17 protein-coding genes and 1 tRNA gene are annotated in these 20,160 nt (G+C 41.3%); 1 reads left to right on the forward strand and 17 read right to left on the reverse strand.

Features of this window, described 5'->3' with window-relative positions; genetic code table 11:
* Positions 1 to 48 precede the first annotated feature (48 nt).
* From BLS24_RS02245 to BLS24_RS02295, 11 genes are all read right to left on the reverse strand, one after another.
* Positions 49 to 1,041, reverse strand: a complete 993-nt coding sequence (locus tag BLS24_RS02245) for a rod shape-determining protein (protein WP_091755762.1) — start codon at positions 1,039 to 1,041, stop codon at positions 49 to 51.
* A gap of 164 nt (positions 1,042 to 1,205) precedes the next feature.
* Complete coding sequence (uvrA, locus tag BLS24_RS02250; protein WP_091755951.1) at positions 1,206 to 4,082, reverse strand: excinuclease ABC subunit UvrA; 2,877 nt, start codon at positions 4,080 to 4,082, stop codon at positions 1,206 to 1,208.
* Positions 4,083 to 4,127: 45 nt separating this feature from the next.
* Positions 4,128 to 6,113, reverse strand: a complete 1,986-nt coding sequence (gene uvrB, locus BLS24_RS02255; RefSeq protein WP_091755764.1) for an excinuclease ABC subunit UvrB — start codon at positions 6,111 to 6,113, stop codon at positions 4,128 to 4,130.
* Positions 6,114 to 6,196: 83 nt separating this feature from the next.
* Positions 6,197 to 6,436, reverse strand: a complete 240-nt coding sequence (locus BLS24_RS02260; RefSeq protein WP_091755766.1) for a hypothetical protein — start codon at positions 6,434 to 6,436, stop codon at positions 6,197 to 6,199.
* On the reverse strand, positions 6,433 to 7,389 hold the full coding sequence (locus tag BLS24_RS02265) for a serine/threonine protein kinase (protein ID WP_091755768.1): 957 nt from the start codon (positions 7,387 to 7,389) through the stop codon (positions 6,433 to 6,435). The genes BLS24_RS02260 and BLS24_RS02265 overlap by 4 nt, the downstream gene beginning before the upstream one ends.
* A 2-nt stretch (positions 7,390 to 7,391) precedes the next feature.
* Positions 7,392 to 8,114, reverse strand: a complete 723-nt coding sequence (locus BLS24_RS02270) for a PP2C family protein-serine/threonine phosphatase (RefSeq protein WP_091755771.1) — start codon at positions 8,112 to 8,114, stop codon at positions 7,392 to 7,394.
* A 122-nt stretch (positions 8,115 to 8,236) separates the two neighbouring features.
* Positions 8,237 to 9,502: a S41 family peptidase gene (locus BLS24_RS02275; RefSeq protein WP_242872211.1), complete on the reverse strand. Its 1,266-nt coding sequence runs from the start codon at positions 9,500 to 9,502 to the stop codon at positions 8,237 to 8,239.
* Positions 9,503 to 9,527: 25 nt separating this feature from the next.
* A complete protein-coding gene (locus BLS24_RS02280) occupies positions 9,528 to 10,730 on the reverse strand; it encodes a murein hydrolase activator EnvC family protein (protein WP_242872212.1) in 1,203 nt (400 codons plus the stop codon).
* Positions 10,731 to 10,752: 22 nt separating this feature from the next.
* Positions 10,753 to 11,649 carry a permease-like cell division protein FtsX gene (gene ftsX, locus BLS24_RS02285; RefSeq protein ID WP_091755783.1) on the reverse strand — a complete coding sequence of 299 codons (897 nt, stop codon included), beginning with the start codon at positions 11,647 to 11,649 and terminating at the stop codon, positions 10,753 to 10,755.
* A complete protein-coding gene (ftsE, locus tag BLS24_RS02290) occupies positions 11,639 to 12,379 on the reverse strand; it encodes a cell division ATP-binding protein FtsE (RefSeq protein ID WP_071177095.1) in 741 nt (246 codons plus the stop codon). Before ftsE ends, ftsX begins: the two co-directional genes overlap by 11 nt.
* A gap of 13 nt (positions 12,380 to 12,392) precedes the next feature.
* On the reverse strand, positions 12,393 to 13,475 hold the full coding sequence (locus BLS24_RS02295) for a PucR family transcriptional regulator (protein ID WP_091755786.1): 1,083 nt from the start codon (positions 13,473 to 13,475) through the stop codon (positions 12,393 to 12,395).
* Positions 13,476 to 13,702: 227 nt separating this feature from the next.
* Between BLS24_RS02295 and BLS24_RS02300 the strand changes: the two genes are divergently transcribed.
* Entirely contained in the window at positions 13,703 to 13,891 is a 189-nt protein-coding gene (locus BLS24_RS02300; protein ID WP_071177097.1) for a YjfB family protein, read from the forward strand.
* Between the two features lie 47 nt (positions 13,892 to 13,938).
* On the opposite strand, the gene BLS24_RS02305 is transcribed toward BLS24_RS02300, so the two are convergent.
* The 6 genes from BLS24_RS02305 to BLS24_RS02330 all read right to left on the reverse strand — a co-directional run bounded on the left by BLS24_RS02305 (position 13,939) and on the right by BLS24_RS02330 (position 20,160).
* Positions 13,939 to 14,865, reverse strand: a complete 927-nt coding sequence (locus tag BLS24_RS02305; RefSeq protein WP_091755788.1) for a CPBP family intramembrane glutamic endopeptidase — start codon at positions 14,863 to 14,865, stop codon at positions 13,939 to 13,941.
* Positions 14,866 to 14,874: 9 nt separating this feature from the next.
* Complete coding sequence (locus BLS24_RS02310) at positions 14,875 to 15,708, reverse strand: CvfB family protein (RefSeq protein WP_091755790.1); 834 nt, start codon at positions 15,706 to 15,708, stop codon at positions 14,875 to 14,877.
* Between the two features lie 29 nt (positions 15,709 to 15,737).
* Complete coding sequence (locus tag BLS24_RS02315; protein ID WP_091755792.1) at positions 15,738 to 16,472, reverse strand: acyl-[acyl-carrier-protein] thioesterase; 735 nt, start codon at positions 16,470 to 16,472, stop codon at positions 15,738 to 15,740.
* Between the two features lie 69 nt (positions 16,473 to 16,541).
* Positions 16,542 to 16,614, reverse strand: a tRNA-Gln gene (locus BLS24_RS02320).
* Positions 16,615 to 16,723: 109 nt separating this feature from the next.
* Positions 16,724 to 18,835, reverse strand: coding sequence for a glutamine synthetase III family protein (locus BLS24_RS02325; protein WP_091755794.1), 2,112 nt, complete (start codon positions 18,833 to 18,835; stop codon positions 16,724 to 16,726).
* 98 nt (positions 18,836 to 18,933) lie between these two features.
* Complete coding sequence (locus BLS24_RS02330; protein ID WP_091755796.1) at positions 18,934 to 20,160, reverse strand: peptidase U32 family protein; 1,227 nt, start codon at positions 20,158 to 20,160, stop codon at positions 18,934 to 18,936.

The raw sequence follows: 20,160 nt of genomic DNA on the forward strand, positions 1-20,160 counted from the left end.
CCATCCTGGTTTATTTGCAGTTCAGTCCATGAACCGCACAACAAATTATTAGTCCTGACGATAACCTACAATAAACTCAACATAGCGACCAGTTCCGATAGCAACTGCTGTCATAGGATCCTCAGCTGTCATTGTGTTAATGCCAGTCTTAGAATAGATAAGATCCTCTAAACCACGAAGAAGTGCTCCACCACCTGTAAGGACAATTCCTCTGTCAGCGATATCTGCTGCAAGTTCTGGAGGAGTATTCTCAAGTACGCTATGAATAGCTTCAATGATCTGAGATGTTGGCTCTCTTAAAGCTTCCTCAGTCTCTTCTGAAGAAACTCTTACTGTCTTAGGAAGACCTGTTACAAGGTTTCTACCACGTACATCAAGATAATCATTCTCAGTTCTTGGATAAGCTGAACCAATCTTGATCTTGATATCCTCGGCTGTTCTGTCACCGATGAGAAGATTGTGTTTCTTTCTCATGTAACGAACAATTGCCTCGTCAAAGTCATCACCGGCAACTTTAACTGATGTACTAACAACAGTTCCACCAAGTGAAATAACAGCGATATCTGATGTACCACCACCTATATCAACGATCATATTGCCGCATGGCTTAGTGATATCAATACCAGCACCGATAGCTGCAGCAATAGGCTCTTCGATAGTCTTAACATCTCTTGCGCCACAAAGTCTTGTAGCATCTTCTACAGCCTTCTTCTCAACTTCTGTTGCTCCACTAGGAACACATACTGCAATGAATGGCTTTCTGTGAATTCTACGACCAATCGCCTTCTTGATGAAGTATCTCATCATCTGCTCAGTAATCTTGTAGTTTGAAATAACACCCTGTCTAAGAGGTCTGACTGCAACGATGTTACCTGGTGTACGACCAAGCATAAGACGTGCGTCCTCACCGATTGCCTTGATCTCTTCTGTGTCTCTATCATAAGCTACTACTGATGGCTCTTTTAAAACAACACCCTTACCTCTGATGTAAACAAGTACAGATGCTGTACCTAAATCAATTCCTATATCTGCGTACTGCATAACGTATAAAACCCCTTTCAATCAACAAAATAGCAAATATTTCAGCGCATAAATGCGGATAATACTGTTTATAATATCACTAGCATTATAAACCAAATCAAAAATAATGAAAAGGGGATATCCATCTTTTATATATATCGGATATCCCCCAAGTCCTCTTTATATTATTTAAGCATCTTTTTGATATAAGCTCCTGTATAGGACTTCTTGCACTTAGCAACCTCCTCAGGTGTTCCGGCTACTACAACCGTTCCACCTTTGGATCCTCCTTCAGGTCCCATATCAATGATATAGTCTCCAGTTTTGATGACGTCAAGATTGTGTTCAATGACTACAACAGTGTTGCCCTGTTCAACAAGCTCATGCATGATCTTAACAAGCTTTTGAACATCTGCAAAATGAAGTCCCGTTGTAGGCTCATCAAGGATATAAACGGTCTTGCCTGTTCCAACCTTACTAAGCTCTGTTGCAAGCTTGATTCTCTGAGCTTCACCACCTGAAAGTTCAGTACTTGGTTGGCCAAGCTTAACATATCCAAGTCCAACGTCATAAAGAGTCTGAATCTTTCTCTTGATAGTCTTAACATTCTCAAAGAAAGGAAGTGCTTCTTCTACAGTCATATCAAGCACATCATAAATGCTCTTTCCTTTGTACTTAACTTCAAGTGTCTCGTGATTGTATCTCTTACCTCCGCAGACTTCACAAGGAACATATACATCTGGAAGGAAGTGCATCTCGATCTTGATGATTCCATCTCCTCCGCAGGCTTCGCATCGTCCGCCTTTAACATTGAATGAGAATCTGCCCTTAGCATAGCCTCTTGCCTTGGCATCTTGTGTTCCAGCAAAAAGATCTCTGATAAGATCAAATACTCCAGTGTATGTTGCTGGATTAGATCTAGGTGTTCTGCCTATAGGTGACTGATCAATGGCAATTACTTTATCAACCTGTTCAAGGCCTTCTATTCCCTTGTGCTTGCCAGGGATACATCTAGCTCTGTTGAGGTCTCTTGCAAGATGCTTGTAGAGTATCTCATTGACAAAAGAGCTCTTTCCTGAACCTGACACACCTGTAACTATGGTAAGAACACCAACAGGCACATCTATATCAATATTCTTTAAGTTATTTTCAGCTGCTCCAATTACCTTGAGCCATCCTGTAGGCTTTCTGCGAACCTTTGGAACTTCAATCTTGAGCTTACCAGCAAGGTACTGGCCTGTGATGGACTCCTTGACCTGCATGAGTTCTTCTGCTGTTCCGCAGGCTACGATCTTGCCGCCCTTGGATCCAGCTCCCGGTCCAACATCCACAATATAATCAGCAGCTCTCATTGTATCTTCATCATGCTCAACAACAATAAGAGTATTACCAAGGTCTCTTAGATTCTTGAGAGTATTAAGAAGCTTGTCATTGTCCCTCTGATGAAGTCCAATACTTGGCTCATCCAGAATATAGCAAACGCCGCATAGTCCTGAACCAATCTGAGTAGCAAGACGGATTCTCTGAGCCTCGCCGCCTGACAAGGTACCTGTTGCCCTTGAAAGAGAAAGGTAGTCAAGACCAACATCCACAAGGAAACCAACCCTTGCCTTTATCTCTTTGAGAACCTGCGCTCCAACTATCTCCTGATGCTCTGTAAGCTTCATGTTGTCAAGATAATTCTGAAGTTCATCTATGGACATAGATGTGATCTCATAAATATTCTTGTCATCGATAGTAACAGCAAGAGATTCTTTTTTAAGTCTCTGACCACCACAAAGCTGACAAGGAGTAATCCTCATGTACTCTTCGTATTCAGCCTTGGCTGTCTCTGAAAAGGTTTCGCGGTAACGCTGCTCAACATTTTTGATAAGTCCATCAAACAAAACTGGATAATCACCTTCTCCGCGGCTACCCTTGTAATGAACATTAACAGTCTTATCTGCTCCATAAATGAGCATATTCTGAACCTTCTCAGGAAGATCCTGGAAAGGTGTATCCATGCTAAATTTGTATGCCTTGGCAAGTGCCTTCAGGGTCGCATTAGAAAAGCTTCCTTCTTTGCTTGATGACTGCCATCCCATAACCTGAATACAACCCTCGTTAAGTGAAAGTGACCTGTCCGGGATCATAAGGTCTGCATCAAATTCCATCTTATAACCAAGTCCAGCACAATCAGGGCAGGCGCCAAATGGATTGTTGAAAGAAAAGCTTCTAGGCTCGATCTCTGAAATACTGATACCGCAGTCCGGACATGCAAAGTTCTGGCTAAAACTAAGCTCCTTACCATCAATTACATCTACGATCAAAAGTCCATCAGCAAGCTGAAGAGCACTCTCGACTGAATCTGTAAGTCTGCTTCTAAGATTCTCGTTGTCATCTCTGACTACGATTCTATCTACAATGATCTCAATGCTATGCTTGATATTCTTATCAAGCTTGATCTCTTCTTCTGTGATCTCGTACTGGCTCCCGTCAATCCTTGCGCGGACATAACCAGCTCTTTTGGCTCTATCAAGAGTCTTGGCATGTTCGCCCTTCTTGCCTCTTACAACAGGAGCAAGGATCTGAATCTTGGTTCCATCTCCAAGCGCCATGATCTGATCACACATCTCATCTACTGTCTGGCGTCTGATCTCTCTTCCGCAGTTAGGACAATGAGGAATACCTATCCTTGCATACAAAAGTCTGAAATGATCATATATCTCTGTCACAGTTCCAACAGTTGATCTAGGATTCTTGTTGGTAGACTTCTGGTCAATGGAGATAGTAGGAGAAAGTCCCTCTATCCTCTCAACATTTGGCTTATCCATCTGGCCAAGGAACATTCTGGCGTATGAAGAAAGGGACTCCATATATCTCCTCTGTCCTTCAGCAAAGATGGTATCAAAGGCAAGTGATGACTTTCCTGATCCTGAAAGACCTGTAAACACAGTAAGTGTTTCTCTAGGTATCTTCACATTTACATGCTTCAAGTTGTGCTCGCTGGCACCCCTTACTCTGATGTAATCATGGATATCAGAAGAAAGTATCCTCTTAGTTGTAGTATTCTTTTTGGTCATTCTATTATTTTCTGACATATCATTCTCCAAAAACCTGAAACTGCTTTATTCCAGTTTCAGTAAAACCTCTTTTAATGAGATAAGTTCATCGCGGAGCATAGCTGCAGTTTCGAAATCAAGATCAGTTGCAGCTCTCTTCATCTTCTTCTGAACCTGAGCAATAAGTTTCTCAAGCTCATCCTTATCCATAGACTCAGGATCCTTTTCAAATCTGGCCTCTTCCTTGGCTACAGACTTGGTCACAGCGATCAGATCTCTGACTGCCTTCTTGATGGTCTGTGGTGTTATACCATGCTCTTCATTGTACTTTTGCTGAATAGCTCGTCTTCTGGCTGTTTCATCAATAGCCTTCTGCATGGACTCAGTCATGTTATCTGCATACATGATAACTCTACCTTCTGCATTACGAGCTGCACGACCTATAGTCTGAATAAGTGAAGTCTCTGATCTAAGGAAGCCTTCCTTATCAGCATCGATAATAGCTACAAGTGATATCTCCGGAATATCAAGACCTTCTCTCAAAAGGTTGATACCAACCAGAACATCAAACACATCAAGTCTCATATCCCTGATGATCTCTGATCTCTCAAGGGTATCTATATCAGAATGAAGGTACTTGACTCTGATTCCTGACTCAGCAAGATATTCCGTCAAATCCTCAGCCATTCGCTTAGTAAGAGTAGTGACGAGCACTTTGTTTTTCTTGTCGATCTCTGTCCTGATCTCGCTGATAAGATCGTCTATCTGCCCCTCTACAGGTCTTACTGATATCTCAGGATCCAAAAGACCTGTTGGTCTGATGACCTGCTCAGCTCTTAAGAGCTCATGCTCCTCTTCATACTTGCCTGGAGTAGCTGAGCAAAAGAGCATCTGATCAATATGAGATTCAAATTCTTCAAAGTTAAGCGGTCTGTTATCAAGAGCTGACGGAAGTCTAAATCCATAATCCACAAGGGTAAGCTTTCTACTCCTGTCACCATGGTACATAGCACCAATCTGAGGAATAGTCATATGTGACTCATCCACTATTATCAAAAAGTCTCTGTCAAAGAAGTCTAATAGTGTAAGCGGTGGTTCACCAGGTGCCATGAAATTAAGGTGCCTTGAATAGTTCTCAATTCCTGAGCAAAAGCCCGTTTCTCTCATCATCTCCAGATCAAAGTTCGTTCTCTCTGCGATTCTCTGAGCTTCTATCAGTCTGTCTTCTCCCTTAAAGAACTTAACCTGCTCTTCAAGCTCTTTTTCTATATTGTCACAGGCTTTATTTATCTTTTCCTGAGGAACAACGTAGTGAGAAGCAGGATAGATCATAACGTGAGAAAGTTCATGTCTGACCTTGGCTGTAACTGGCTCTATCTCAGTGATCCTGTCTATCTCGTCGCCAAAAAACTCAACTCGGATAAGATAATCATCCGCGTTGGCAGGGAAAATCTCCAACGTATCTCCCCTTACTCTAAAGTTACATCTGCCAAGATCAAGATCATTTCTGGTGTACTGAATAGCTACCAGTTCCTTGATGGTCTCATCTCGGTCCTTGCTCATGCCAGGTCTTAATGAAATTGACATCCCCTTGAATTCATCAGGGCTACCAAGTCCATATATGCATGAGACGCTGGCCACTACTATTACATCATTCCTCTCTGCAAGAGAAGCAGTGGCTGAGAGCCTTAGTTTATCTATCTCATCATTTATTGAAGAGTCCTTGGATATATATGTATCAGTCTGAGGGACGTAAGCTTCAGGCTGATAGTAATCGTAGTAAGATACAAAATACTCAACGGCGTTTTCTGGAAAGAACTCCTTCATCTCGCCGTATAACTGGCCTGCCAAAGTCTTGTTGTGGGAAATGATAAGGGTTGGCTTGTTCAAGGCCGCAATAATATTGGCCATGGCAAAAGTCTTGCCTGAACCAGTTACTCCAAGGAGCGTCTCAAACTGATTACCCGCCTTAAACCCATCTACCAAAGCTTTGATTGCCTGAGGCTGATCGCCAGTAGGCTTGTATGGTGCAACTAACTTAAAATCTCCCATATCAATCTCCACGTAAAAATCTTTACGACATGTTAGTGGAAGTATAACACAATAATATATCTTTCGCAAACACTTGTTCTGATTTAGATGTTTATTGAATCGTACGTGTAGACCATGTCTTGCTCTATCACAAAGTCCTCCAACATATCCTCATCCACGCATTCATTCTTTTCAAGAAGCTGCGTTGTGCACATGGAGGCTGTAGCCACCCCCTCTAGCTCCTCGTTATCTTCAATAGGAATATCAGCCAAAAGACCCCCAACTCCCAGTATCAGTACTATTGCCAAAAACACGATAGCAAATGTATATGCAAATATGATCATCTTTCCTCCTCCATTGTCTCTAGGACTTCGTTAATTTTCTGTTTCGCATAAAAAAGTCTCATCTTTACTGCGGGCATCCTTTGCTGCACATCGCAAGTAACGTATTCTTTTACCTGATGGTAATGAGATGCAGAAAAAGAGATCACCAATGCGGCCACCGCAGATACAGCGCTTATCTTCATATATCTGAGGAGTTTTCTTCGCCTAATTCTTCCCGGAACTTTCTTTATTACCTTTTCAATCTCCCTGCAGCTTTTGTAACGTTCCATGCGGCTTGGCTTTATGCATCTGTAGACCACATCAAGGGTTTCAGGACTTACTCCTCTTATGCCTTTTTTCTTTATCTCATTTAATCTGCTACTATTCTTTAGATTTGTTCCAGATACCATCTGCAAAAGAGTCATTCCAAGGCAGTAAATATCTGTTTGCGGACTACTCTGCCCAAGACTTCCAAACTGTTCTGGTGCTGCATATCCCACAGTTCCTAGATTCACAGTGTCAGCTTCAACATCTTCTCTATAGATCCTGGCTGCCCCATAATCGATGAGCCTCGCCCTACTATCATCTCCAATTATGATATTGGCAGGCTTTAGATCTCTGTAGATTATAGGTTCTTTTCGCTCATGGAGGATTCTTAGCATCTGTGCTATATCCGCCGTATATTTAAGTGCCTCTTTTTCTTTTAACTTACCCTTTTTCTTGAGAATACTGAGAAGATTTTCTCCTGAAACATAAGAAATTTTGATGTATTCTTTTTCAACTCCTAAAAGTTCTGGGCCTCCATTGCCACCAAGCCTTTTAAGTATCTCTATCTCTGAAGCAAAGACCTCACTAGCGCTTTCATGGACGCCATCCTTTACAAATTTAAGAGTAACATGCTTTTGCAGCTTCTGATCATAAGCAAGATAGACCTTACTGGTTCCGCCTCTACCTAGTTCTTTTATTATCTTCATGGTCAGAACTCCATGCAAAGGGCGGCTGCAGTAATATTATCTTTCTCTTCCCTTTCCCACGCCACATCAAACAGAGATCTGCACTGATCTAGCATATCCTCTGATGTCACACACATCTGTGGGCACAGGGCTCTAAATATCTCCTCATCTTCCAATTTTCTCCAAAAGCCATCGGAACAGGCAACAATAGTAGAATCCGATCTAAATTCGCCCCTTATTATCTCTGGGTCTGGAGCCTTAGAAGAGCCAACACACTGGATGAGCACATTTCCAACGCTCTGATCCTGCGTGAGCTGCTTTATCCCCCTTCGTGACAGCAGGTAAATCCTTGAGTCGCCAACATTTAGCAAAATGTACTTTCTTCCAACCTGCAATAAAGCTGCCATTGTAGTCCCAAGAGAAATCCCCCTGTGCTTTCCATATCTTTTTATATCTCCATTTATCTTGCTAACAAGCCTTCTCCATGACCTTTCTACAGTATCCAGCAGTTTGTCATCAGACAGATCTTGCATCAGCGCCAGTTCTTCATGAAACCAGCTCTCCATTGCCCTTACCGCCTTGCAGCTTGCCACTTCGCCTTTGGAGAGTCCGCCCATTCCGTCACATACTACAACAAAAGAGATCCTTCCAAGCTTTCCAGAATTGGCAACCTTAATAAGTGACGAATCCTGGTTCTCCTTTCGCTTTTTACCTACATCGGTATTAATGCACGCTTTTACTTTCATAACAATAAAATCCTTTCGTACTAACACAATTCCAAAAGTGGAAAATTCGCTCGAAATGAGCAAGAAAAAACTGTGCTAAGAATTAGCACAGTTTTGAATAATACATTTTTTTATTTATCTTGTCAATCCATTTCCTGTTTGATCACTTCCACAGCCTTATTCAGCTGATTATCAGTCTTGTCCTCAGAATAGGCATCAGCATCAAACTCAACCTCTACATCAGGTTCGATACCAACTCCGTGGATATTAACACCATTAGGAGTAAAATAGCTGCTAACTGTAAGCTTAATAGCTGTTCCATCCTTCAGATCAAAGATTCTCTGAACAATTCCCTTTCCGTAGGTAGTTGTTCCAACAAGCTTGGCTTTATTGTAGTCCTTAAGGGCACCAGATAATATCTCAGAAGCACTAGCAGAGTACTTATTGACCAGAACAACAACAGGTATATCGATCTCATGCTCACCATCGCAAGTATAATCTTCTCTGTTACAGTCTCTATCAACTGTATAAACTATCGTACCCTGTGGAAGAAGCTGTCTTGCAATCTCGCATACTGCCTGAAGACTTCCGCCAGGATTACTTCTAAGGTCGATAATAAGTCCCTTGATATTAGACTCTCTAAGCTCTGCCATTCCCTCAATGAACTGGTCAGGTGTGACATCATCAAACTCAGTGATCTGGAGATATCCAATTCCATCATCCATCACCTTTGTAGTAACAGTTGGAACCTCTACGGCATCCCTTATTACATCAACCTCTACCTCTTCAGCATCTGAGCCTCTTAAGAGCGTTAGATGTACTGAAGTGCCCTTTTCACCCTTGATCATTGATACTACATCTTCAAGTTCAAGGCCCTGAGTGCTCTCTTTATCAACTTCATATATGATATCCTCTGGTAAAATACCTGCTGCCTCTGCTGGACTTCCAGGAATGATACCAGAAATTCTAGGATAATTCAGCGTCTGATCAACGCCCACATATGCACCGATTCCGTAGTAAACACCAGCTGTATCAGTCATAAGATCATTAAGCTCTTCCTCAGTGTAATAAACTGAGTAAGGATCTCCAAGGGAATCCAAAAGGCCTTTATAAAGACCGTCTGTCTCTTTTTCCTTGTCTATTTCAGTCTTGTAATAGTTCGAATCTATTACAGCTTCAAGCTTCTTGATCTTGTTTACTGTCTCTTTTGTCAGGAGCTCGCTGTTATCATTGCCAAATCCAAACACATTAGATGTCAGGAAAAGAATTGCAGCTGAGCATACAAACATTGAGCACAAAAATCCGATAAGGATTCCTGCCACAAGGCGTCTGGTAAGTAAGCTCTTAAGATCTACGCCCTGTTCATTTTCTTGAACATTATCCTGTTCAATAATCTCGTTATTATCCACTTTTAACACCTCTACAAGGTTGTATTTATTTCAGGTAATTCCATGGACTTACATAAGCTCCATTTAATCTAACGCCAAAGTGCAGGTGGTTACCAGTTGATCTTCCGGTAGAACCTACTGCAGCTATCTTGGTTCCTGATGTTACATCTTGTCCTTTTGAAACATACAATGCAGAGCAGTGCATGTAGATCGTGTACAATCCGCCACCATGGTTGATCATGATATAGTTACCCATTGATGAATTGTAATCTGCCGCAACTACTGTGCCGTTATAAGCTGCCAATATTGAAGAGCCTGCTGGAGCAGCAAGGTCAATACCATTGTGCATCTTCTCAATTCCAAGAGTAGGATGCACACGCATTCCATAGTTGTCTGAAATACGGGTATATGATGGACATGGCCATGTGAACATACCGCCATCATACATATACTTGCTATAAAGAGCTGCTTTATCAGCTGCAACCTCTTTTTCAAGAGCTGCAATAGCTGCGTTCTCAGCTTTGATCTCAGCCTCATATTCAGCAATAGCCGCTTCTTTACTGGAGATATCACTCTTAACGTTTGAAAGCTCCTGTTCCTTAGTATCAAGAAGAGACTGAAGGTTCTTTTCCTCCTGCTCTTTTTCTGCCTTAGCAGCATCAAGAGTAGCTTTTTCCTCTTCTAATGCCTCTTTGGTCATCTGAATGAGCTCTGTTGTTGCTATATACTCATTAAGCTTCTTTCTGTCATAGGAAGATAACATCTCAATATATTCAGCCTTATTGAGCATATCCGAAAAGCTTCCAGACTCAATGAGCAGTTCCACATAGATAGTATCACCGCGCTCGTACAGGAACTTGATTCTCTTTTTCATGGCTTCATACTGTTCCTGCTGAATACGCTCAGCTTCTTCAAGCTCTTTTTCTGTTGTCTCGATCTCCTGCTCTTTGGCAGTGATCTGGTCATTCAAAGAGTCGATCTTGCCCTGAATATCTGTAAGAGAAGCATCAAGCTGAGTAATGTAAGTGTTTAAGTCAGACTTACTCTTTTCAAGATCTTTTTTGACCTTCTCAAGATTAGTCTTGGCACTGCTTAAGTTATCACGTTCCTTCTTGGCCTGTGATATCTGTTCCTCTTTGGCCTTGATACTTTCTTCTGTTACTTCCGCAGTAGCAGTAATGCAGCTATTGGCAAAAGTACAGATTGCAATAGCTGCACATAGTAAAAGCGTAATTATTCTTTTGTTCAAGCCTTGTTTCTTGGTAAAAAACTTATACATGCAAATGCTTTCTTACTGTTGTAAAACTTCCGAAAAATCCGATACCAATACCAATTGCAAGTGATATTGGGAAAAGCTTGTTGAATATGATCTCAACAGGCAGGAAATTCAAGATAGATGACAACATTGTAAATTTTGATACTATATATGAGATTGCATTGGTATATACGAAATAAATGATAACCAGCGGAATAAGTGAACCAATGATTCCGATAATAATACCCTCAACTACAAAAGGTGCTCTTACGAAGAAGTCCGTTGCTCCAATATATTTCATAATATTGATCTCGTCTTTTCTGACAGCTATACCCATTGTAACTGTATTGCTGATAAGGAATATTGATACCAGCAAAAGAATAATGATGATACCTGCAGAAATATATGCAATGAGCATATTAAGACCGCTAAGAGTTGTAGCCGTTACTTCTGAACGGTTAACTTCTCTTACAACGTCAATAGACTCGATATATGTTACTAATGCTCCCTGCATTGATACGTCATTTAAGTATATCTGCAGGTTTGCTGAATCTGCTAAAGGGTTCTCAGTAAAGCCATCAGCATATTCGCCGAGGTACTCCTCTTTGAAACCTTCCCAAGCCTCATCTGCTGATACATATACGATCTCTCTAACTTCTGGGCGCTTCTCAAGGTCGCTCTTAACAACAAGGATCTGCTCTTCGCCAATTCCCTCGTTAAAGAAAACTGTTACAGAAACGCCTTCCTCAGCAGTCTTGACTACATTCTGGAAGTTCGTGATTATTGAATAAAAAAGTCCGAACAAAAACAAACAAGCACTTATTGTTGCAATAGAAGCAAGCGTATACCACTTATTTCTGCCTAAATTCTTGAAGCCCTGTCCGATGGTGTAAAAGAAACTACTAATCCTCATCGATGTACATACCTTCTTCCTCGTCCTCTATGATGACGCCTTTTTTCATGGTGATAACTCTCTTCTTCATGGCATTAACGATCTCTCTGTTGTGAGTTACAACGATAACTGTTGTGCCATTCTCATTGATCTGCTCCATGAGTTTCATGATCTCCCATGAATTGTTTGGATCGAGATTTCCTGTAGGCTCATCGGCCAAAAGAATTGTTGGCTTATTTACCAAAGCTCTGGCAAGAGCAACTCTTTGCTGCTCACCACCCGAAAGCTGATTTATCTTATTTTTGTACTTACCAGCAAGGTTAACTGTCGCAAGAATTGATGGAACATTTCTCTTGATCTCCCTTGTTGGAGTCTGAACGATCCTCTGTGCAAAGGCAACGTTCTCATAAACATTTCTGTCCTTAAGAAGACGGAAATCCTGGAACACGATTCCAAGGTTACGTCTGAACTTAGGAATCTTTCTGTGTTTGATCTTCTTTAAGTTGTAACCAAGAACAGTGATCTCACCGTCTGTTGGTACAAGTTCTCTAAGTAAAAGCTTTATAAGTGTAGACTTACCAGATCCACTATCACCTACGATAAATACGAACTCACCTCTTTTTATGTGAAGAGTGACCCCGTTTAATGCAGGTGCACCTGTAGAATATGACTTAGTGACATTCTCCAGGGTGATGACTTCATCATCAGGAATCTGTCTAGAAGTCCTTCTTTTTCTGTATCCTTTTTCCATACCTATCTCCTGATCAAGTAAACTTTTCCATGTACTTCATGTATCTTACAACCATAAGAGCAATTTTGAAAGTGATGGCATCATCAAATACTCTAAGGTCAAGTCCTGTGCTCTTCTGAAGCTTATCCAGTCTATACACGAGTGTATTTCTGTGGATAAAGAGCTGTCTTGATGTCTCTGACACGTTCAAGCTGTTCTCAAAGAATTTATCGATAGTTGTAAGTGTCTCCTGATCGAAATCATCAGGATTTCTGCCGCCGAATATCTCTTTGATAAACATCTTGCAAAGAGGAATAGGAAGCTGATAAATAAGTCTTCCGATACCAAGCTCGCTGTAGCAGATAACTTTGCGCTCGTCAAAGAATATCTTTCCAACATCAAGAGCCATCTTTGCTTCTTTGTAGGAACGGCTGACCTCTTTGATCTCCCCGACAACTGTTCCATATGCAATTCTTACTCCTGAAAGTCCCTCTTTTTCAAGAGTTGCAAGCATCTCTTCTGCAACCTTAGCGATCTCGCCAGGCTTGCCAAGATCAGTAACATCCTTGACTACGATAATATTATCTTCATCAACTTCTGTAACGAAGTCTGTTCCGTTGCCAAAATGAGTTCTTGCAACTTCAAGGGCATTGTTGTCCCTTCCGTTCATAGACTCAACGATCATAGCAACTCTCTTAGCGTCAGTCTGGATATGAAGCTTCTTGGCTCTGCTATAGATATCAACCAAAAGAAGATTATCAAGAAGAAGGTTCTTGATAAAGTTATCCTTGTCAAATCTCTCCTTGTAAGCCACAAGAAGACTCTGGATCTGATATGCGATCATCTTGCCGAGCATATAAACATGCTCACCTGAACCTGTGCAGATCAGAATGTATTCAAGCTGCTGTTCATCATATATCTTGAAATACTGAAAGCCCTGGATCTCCTGTGAATCAGCGGGTGAGTCAACGAAATCTCTGGCTACAGCTGTTACATTGCCAATATCGCTGGCTGTAGCTGCAACCTCCTTACCATCAGTATCAAGCACATAGAGATCAACATGCGCTATGTTTTTTAACCCATCAATGGTGTTCTGAAGAATTTGATTCGAAATCATTTTTCACTCTTTCTGCAGTCTTCTATCTGCGAATGGTATACATAGCATTTTAATATAAATGTACAAAAAAATCCACTATTTAAAGGGTGTTTTTTGTACACTTTTCAATTTTCCTAGTCAAAAGTACCAAAAACAGTTCACTCTTTTTGGTATCAACTTACCCTCTAAAGAATCCGATATAATAGATAGGATAAAGTTAAGTGTGCCCTTTGGCACAGGAGGTGAATATGGATATTCCAGCTTTATCGATGGCTCTTTCCCAAAATCGAATCTTAAATGATGTTGGGATTGCTATGCTATCCAAGAACCTTGATTTCATGGAAGATGTAGGAAGTGGATTGGTAGAGAGCATTGATGCTGTCTCAGAACTTTCTGTAAATCCTAATATCGGTTCAAACATTGACATTCGTATCTAATCGAGCCATCACAAAAATGCTCCAGGTCTTCCTGGAGCATTTGTTTTTTAGTAAGTGTAATTCGATATATATGCCACAAAGCACATGTATGCCACCGAGATCATTACTGCTATCACAAGAGGCACCGTGATCAGTTTATAGCCTTGCTTTTCGCTCTTACGAATGTAGTTAAAATAATCCGTTCTACCCTGAATGTCGGCAATCTTACGGACTATATAAAGCGCTGCAGTAGTAAACACAACAGCCAAGACAAAATAGAATGTGAGGAGCACCCAGATGCTGTGATCTCCGACCACATTCTCTACGACCACATCTGCTTCACCAACAGTTCCTGATGCAGTGTACATCACTATAACTTCAATGGTATTGAAAAGCGCATGGGCAATAAATGATGTGAGGACACTTCCAGTTGCCTCAACCAAAAGGCAAAACATTACGCCCATTACCGCACCATATGCAAACTGATTGAAGTTAAGGTGCATCATTCCAAACAATACTGAAGAAAGAATAATGGAGCCGACTATTCTTCCTGTCTTTTTGTAACTATGGAATATCACCCCTCTAAATACTATCTCTTCGATAAATGGTCCAATAAGTCCCATTGAAAGGATCATCATCCACATAGGCATAGCAAGAACTTCGTCACTTATAGAGCTTACCATGTTCTCAACAAAAAACATTGAGATGTAATTCACACATGTAACCAATGGAAAAAGAGCTAAAAGGTAAGCCACAGTAAGTGCCATAGAAGCTGGTTTTATGCCTCTCATTGGAATAACATTCGATATCTTTTCTCCGCTAAATAAAACTACCGCCAATGTTGGCAATAATATAACAAGCTCACATAGAAGGTTATCCATAAAAATTGAAAGTGATCTTCCAGTAACTGCATAATAATAGCTGATCAAAAGAACTAAAGCCAAAGTCGCTATTATCATGTAAAGATAAGTTCTGTTGGCACGCTTATAATCCATATTTTCTCCTTACTTCCTGATAATGGAATCTTTGCCTATCTCAACCTTGCCTTCTTTTAAAAGTCTTCCAATAGCTCTCTTAAACTCATTTTTACTCATATGCGTCTTTTCCCTGATAAGCTCAGGTGATGCCTTATCTGTGAAAGGAAGCTTCCCTCCATTATCATCAAGCATCTCAAGAACCTTCTTGGCGTCATCATCCATCTGAAGATAAGCCTTTTCCCTAATGCTTAAGTTAAGTCTTCCATCCTCTTTGACAGATGTTACTCTGGCGTTAACTTCGTCACCGATCTGAATATTGCCATAGAGCTCTTTCTTTGGAATAAGTCCTGAATAGATGTCATCTACCGCAACGAAAGCACCAAAGTTGTCGCTCATCTCGTAGACAGTTCCGATAACCTTATCATCTTTTGAATAAGGGCTCTTGTCCAAAAGATATTTGTAAACGTTCATTGTTACAGCAAGTCTGCTACTCTTATCGATGTAAAGGGCACATAGCACCTCGTCACCAACCTTTATCTTGCCCCTTTGCTCTCTAAATGGCATCAGTACGTCTTTTTCAAGACCCCAATCCATAAATGCACCGATCTTACTGAGTTCTTTTACCCTAAGTCTTCTGACGTCTCCTAACATGATCTTGGGAGTTGTAGTTGTTGCAATAAGTCTGTCGTCTGAATCTTTATATATAAAGACCTCTATCTCAGAGCCGAGCCTAGCATCTGCTGGAACCTGCTTGCCAGGAAGGAGTACCTTCTCCTCACTGTCCATGCTCTCAGCAAGATATACGCCGAAATCCACCTCTTTGATTACTACTAGCGTCTGTTTTTCACCTAATTTGATCATAAGTCCTCCGTTCAAAAAATATAGCGATGTCAATTATCACTAACTACTAGTTCTACAATGCATACTGGTGAGCCTTCTGTGTTATTTAAGCTCACAGTATATATACTATTATCCACTTCTTTGTTTTTTATAACAACCGGTAAAAGAATGTCCCCAAGTCTTGCCTGTTTTTTGTACTCGGCGCGCATTGAAGTTACTTTTCTGCTCTTGTCTTCGAGACAGTCTATTGCCATTCTGATGTACTGGCCGTTATTTACATGGTTATTGGTGTCAAGATTATGCCTTCTTACTACTATTTCTTCGCAGGCTATCTTCTCACCGGTCTCAGGGATCTTGATCTTCCTGTCTCCATATTCCATCTCAAGCTTATCTTCTAGAGGATAGGCATCTATGATGACTGGAGTTACTCTCACAGGGACATTTTTTTCGAAATCAAATAATGTCCATACAGAATTGGCTATGGCAAGTCTCTCGCCATCTTCAGTATCCATAAAGAAATTTCTAAGTCCCAAAGGGCCTTTGAGCATATAAGGAACTGTTCCTATGGTGACATGCTCGCACAGCTTAGGATATCTATTGATGGTGATCTGCCAGGAGTTTAATACCCAAGCCATATTCTGCTCTCTAAGATACTCCATAGTAGCTGGACCATCCTGAGTCTGAAAGGTTGAGCAATCCTGAAAGTAATCGATCAGAGATTCAAGGGTAAGCTCTGCGTTACTATCTACTTCACTGTATCTAATTCTGGAATTAAATGAATACATGCCTATAGTCTCCAATCGAATTTCCTAATGATATAAAAAAAACGAGATTGTTTCCAATCTCGTTTCTAGCTGGGCTAGTAGGATTCGAACCTACGTAATGACGGAGTCAGAGTCCGTTGCCTTACCGCTTGGCGATAGCCCACCGACAAGAAATGATTATACGTGAGGTTTTAGAAAAATGCAAGTACTTTTTTCAAATTTTTCTAAAAACCTCACAATCACTTATTTTATCTACATTTCACGAGATATTATCAGCCTTCAAAAAGAAGATCTGCGTATGTTGGGAATGGCCAATCCTTTTTGTCAACCAGCATCTCAAGCTTGTCTGCAGGTGTTCTGAGAGCATCCATAACAGGTCTTACCTTATCCTTGTAGAAGAAAGCAAGCTCTCTGTGGTCTGTAATCTTGCCAGCTTTCTCTTCACATGTCTTGAGCTGATCTAAAGCCTTCTTCATGTTACCGAGCTGAGTCTGGATCTCCTTCAGTTCATCCTGCTGTACAGTAGCGTCTACGCCTGCTGCCTTGATGGCATTAACATCTGTCGCAAGTCTTCCAGCGTACTTCATAACTGCTGGAATGATCTGCTTGGAAGCCATATCTATCATTGTAAGTGCTTCGATATTGATAGTCTTAGCATATGTCTCAAAGATGATGTCTTTTCTTGATTCAAGCTCAACCTTTGTGTATACGCCAAACTTCTCGAAGAGTTCGATTGCCTTCTTGGTTGTAAGGGTATCTGCTGCCTCAATAGTGGACTTGATGTTTGGAAGTCCTCTCTTCTTGGCCTCTTTTACCCAATCCTCTGAGTATCCATCGCCATTGAAGATGATGCGCTGATGCTCAGTCATGTACTCCTTGATGATGTCATGAACTTCCACATCGAAATTCTTGGCCTTCTCAAGTCTGTCTGCTGCCTCACAGAAAGCTTCAGCAACGATCGTATTAAGAGTAGTATTTGAGCTTGCCATTGAATCTGATGATCCAACCATTCTGAACTCAAACTTATTACCAGTAAATGCAAATGGTGATGTACGGTTTCTATCAGTAGCATCCTTCTCAAACTGAGGAAGTGTTGATACACCAGTCTTGAGCTTGCCACCCTTTTTGCTGGACTTAGCTTCACCAGTCTCGATGAGCTGTCTAACTACGTCCTCAAGCTGCTCGCCAAGGAACACTGACATAATAGCTGGAGGAGCCTCATTAGCTCCAAGTCTGTGGTCGTTTCCTACGTCTGAAGCGCTCTGTCTTAAAAGATCTGCATGCTTGTCAACTGCCTTAAGAATACAAGCGAGAACAAAGAGGAACTGGATGTTCTTGTTTGGTGTATCACCTGGATCAAGAAGGTTCACACCATCATCTGTGCAAAGAGACCAGTTGTCGTGCTTACCTGAACCGTTCACACCTGCAAATGGCTTCTCGTGAAGAAGACATCTCATGTGATGGTGCTCAGCCACACGCTTCATTGTCTCCATGATGATCTGGTTGTGATCAACTGCGATATTAGCTGTCTCATATATTGGAGCAAGCTCGTGCTGTCCAGGAGCAACCTCATTGTGCTGAGTCTTGTCTGGAACGCCAAGCTTCCATAATTCTACGTTGAGATCTTTCATGAATTCGCCGACTCTCTCACGGATTACACCAAAGTAGTGGTCCTCCATCTCCTGTCCCTTAGGAGCTGGCGCACCGAAAAGAGTTCTGCCTGTAAAGATAAGGTCCTCACGCTTCATTGACTTGTCCCAGTCTACAAGGAAGTATTCCTGCTCTGGTCCTACTGAAACGTTAACCTTTGTGGCATTTGTATTGCCGAACATTTTGACGATCCTAAGAGCCTGCTTGTTAACAGCCTCCATGGATCTTAAGAGAGGAGTCTTTTTGTCTAAGGCTTCTCCTGTATATGAACAAAAAGCTGTAGGAATGCATAATGTAACACCAGCTCCTGATTCCTTCAAAAATGCTGGTGATGTAATATCCCAGGTTGTATAGCCTCTGGCCTCGAATGTTGCTCTAAGACCACCTGAAGGGAATGATGAAGCATCTGGTTCTCCCTTGATAAGTTCTTTTCCAGAAAAAGAAGTAAGCATTCTTCCATCTTTGTCAGCACTTCCAACAAATGAGTCATGCTTCTCAGCTGTGATTCCAGTAAGTGGCTGGAACCAGTGTGTATAGTGAGTTGCTCCGTTTTCTACTGCCCATTCCTTCATTGCATTCGCAACTACGTCAGCAGATTCCTTGGAAAGCTCACCACCATGTTCTGTAACACTAACAACTTCTTTGTAGACATTCTTTGGAAGACGTTCTCTCATCTTAGCAAGAGTAAAGACGTTCTGTCCGAAGATTTCTTCAACATTCACCTTATTGTTCATCAATGCATCCCTTCCTTTGTTTAACTAGCTTACGCTACCCTTGAGTTTACAACAACTGTATTAAAACTTGTAGTATTTTTTGATTTCTTTTGCAAAAATTATTCAGAAGGGATTCTCAAAATATCGAATTTATCTGGTTTAACCGACAGATCAAGGAAGATTACCTGCTTTGGATGTGGGCAAGAGTCAACACTCTCGCCATCCTCAGTGTACATTCCATTTACCTTAGCCTTAACATCTGTTCCATCAGGCTTCATGATCTCTATCTCATCGCCAACCGAGAACTTGTTTCTCTGTTCGATCTTGGCAAAGCCTCTGTCATCAACCTCACCAACTATTCCAAGATAGATATATTCGTTAACATAAGTATTGTTATCATAGATCTGAGCTTCATCACTAGGTTTGCCAAAATAGAAACCTGTAGTAAAGAGTCTGTATGTGCATCTTGAGATCTGATCAAGGTACCATGACATGTTCTCTCTGTACTTTTCTTCAGACTCAAAGTAATCATCGATAGCTTTTCTGTAGGTTCTAGCAACTGTCGCTACATAAAGAGCTGTTTTCATTCTGCCCTCTATCTTGCAACTGTCTACTCCGGCATCCACAAGCTCAGGAATATGCTCGATCATGCACAGATCCTTTGAATTGAAGATGTAGGTTCCTCTCTCATTCTCATAAACTGGAAGATATTCGCCAGGTCTCTGCTCCTCAACAACTGCATACTTCCATCTGCATGGATGCGTGCAGGCACCTCTGTTAGCATCTCTCCCTGTGAAATAATTAGACAAAAGGCATCTTCCTGAATAGGAAATGCACATAGCACCGTGAATGAAGCACTCCATTTCAAGATCTTCTGGGATCCTCTCCTTGATCTCTTTGATCTCTCTAAGAGAAAGTTCCCTTGCAGCAACTACTCTCTTTGCTCCAAGATCATGCCAGAAATTATAAGTCTCGTAGTTTGTATTATTGGCCTGAGTTGATACGTGGATCTCTATCTCAGGACAGATCCTTCTGGCTTTCATGAAGATACCAGGGTCTGCAATGATGAGCGCGTCTGGCCCTAACTCTTTTAACTCATGGAGATACTTCTCAACGCCATCAAGATCATAGTTGTGAGCAAGGATATTAACTGTTACGTGAACCCTTACCCCATGGGCATGAGCAAACTCAATTCCCTCTTTCATCTCTTCTGGACTGAAGTTCTTGGCCTTTGCACGAAGTCCAAAGGCGTCACCACCAATATATACAGCATCAGCACCAAACATTACCGCTGTCTTTAATACTTCCAAACTACTTGCCGGAATCAATAATTCTGGTTTTTTCAT

It is taken from the genome of Butyrivibrio sp. INlla18 (assembly GCF_900103635.1).
In the GTDB taxonomy this organism is placed as follows: Bacteria; Bacillota; Clostridia; order Lachnospirales; family Lachnospiraceae; genus Butyrivibrio.

Excerpts from the sequence above, each read along its gene's own strand:
- BLS24_RS02245 (WP_091755762.1), bottom strand. The coding sequence starts at position 1,041 with ATGCAGTACGCAGATATAGGAATTGATTTAGGTACAGCATCTGTACTT.
- uvrA (WP_091755951.1), bottom strand. The coding sequence starts at position 4,082 with ATGACCAAAAAGAATACTACAACTAAGAGGATACTTTCTTCTGATATC.
- uvrB (WP_091755764.1), bottom strand. The coding sequence starts at position 6,113 with ATGGGAGATTTTAAGTTAGTTGCACCATACAAGCCTACTGGCGATCAG.
- BLS24_RS02260 (WP_091755766.1), bottom strand. The coding sequence starts at position 6,436 with ATGATCATATTTGCATATACATTTGCTATCGTGTTTTTGGCAATAGTA.
- BLS24_RS02265 (WP_091755768.1), bottom strand. The coding sequence starts at position 7,389 with ATGAAGATAATAAAAGAACTAGGTAGAGGCGGAACCAGTAAGGTCTAT.
- BLS24_RS02270 (WP_091755771.1), bottom strand. The coding sequence starts at position 8,114 with ATGAAAGTAAAAGCGTGCATTAATACCGATGTAGGTAAAAAGCGAAAG.
- ftsX (WP_091755783.1), bottom strand. The coding sequence starts at position 11,649 with ATGAGGATTAGTAGTTTCTTTTACACCATCGGACAGGGCTTCAAGAAT.
- ftsE (WP_071177095.1), bottom strand. The coding sequence starts at position 12,379 with ATGGAAAAAGGATACAGAAAAAGAAGGACTTCTAGACAGATTCCTGAT.
- BLS24_RS02295 (WP_091755786.1), bottom strand. The coding sequence starts at position 13,475 with ATGATTTCGAATCAAATTCTTCAGAACACCATTGATGGGTTAAAAAAC.
- BLS24_RS02300 (WP_071177097.1), top strand. The coding sequence starts at position 13,703 with ATGGATATTCCAGCTTTATCGATGGCTCTTTCCCAAAATCGAATCTTA.
- BLS24_RS02305 (WP_091755788.1), bottom strand. The coding sequence starts at position 14,865 with ATGGATTATAAGCGTGCCAACAGAACTTATCTTTACATGATAATAGCG.
- BLS24_RS02310 (WP_091755790.1), bottom strand. The coding sequence starts at position 15,708 with ATGATCAAATTAGGTGAAAAACAGACGCTAGTAGTAATCAAAGAGGTG.
- BLS24_RS02315 (WP_091755792.1), bottom strand. The coding sequence starts at position 16,472 with ATGTATTCATTTAATTCCAGAATTAGATACAGTGAAGTAGATAGTAAC.
- BLS24_RS02325 (WP_091755794.1), bottom strand. The coding sequence starts at position 18,835 with ATGAACAATAAGGTGAATGTTGAAGAAATCTTCGGACAGAACGTCTTT.
- BLS24_RS02330 (WP_091755796.1), bottom strand. The coding sequence starts at position 20,160 with ATGAAAAAACCAGAATTATTGATTCCGGCAAGTAGTTTGGAAGTATTA.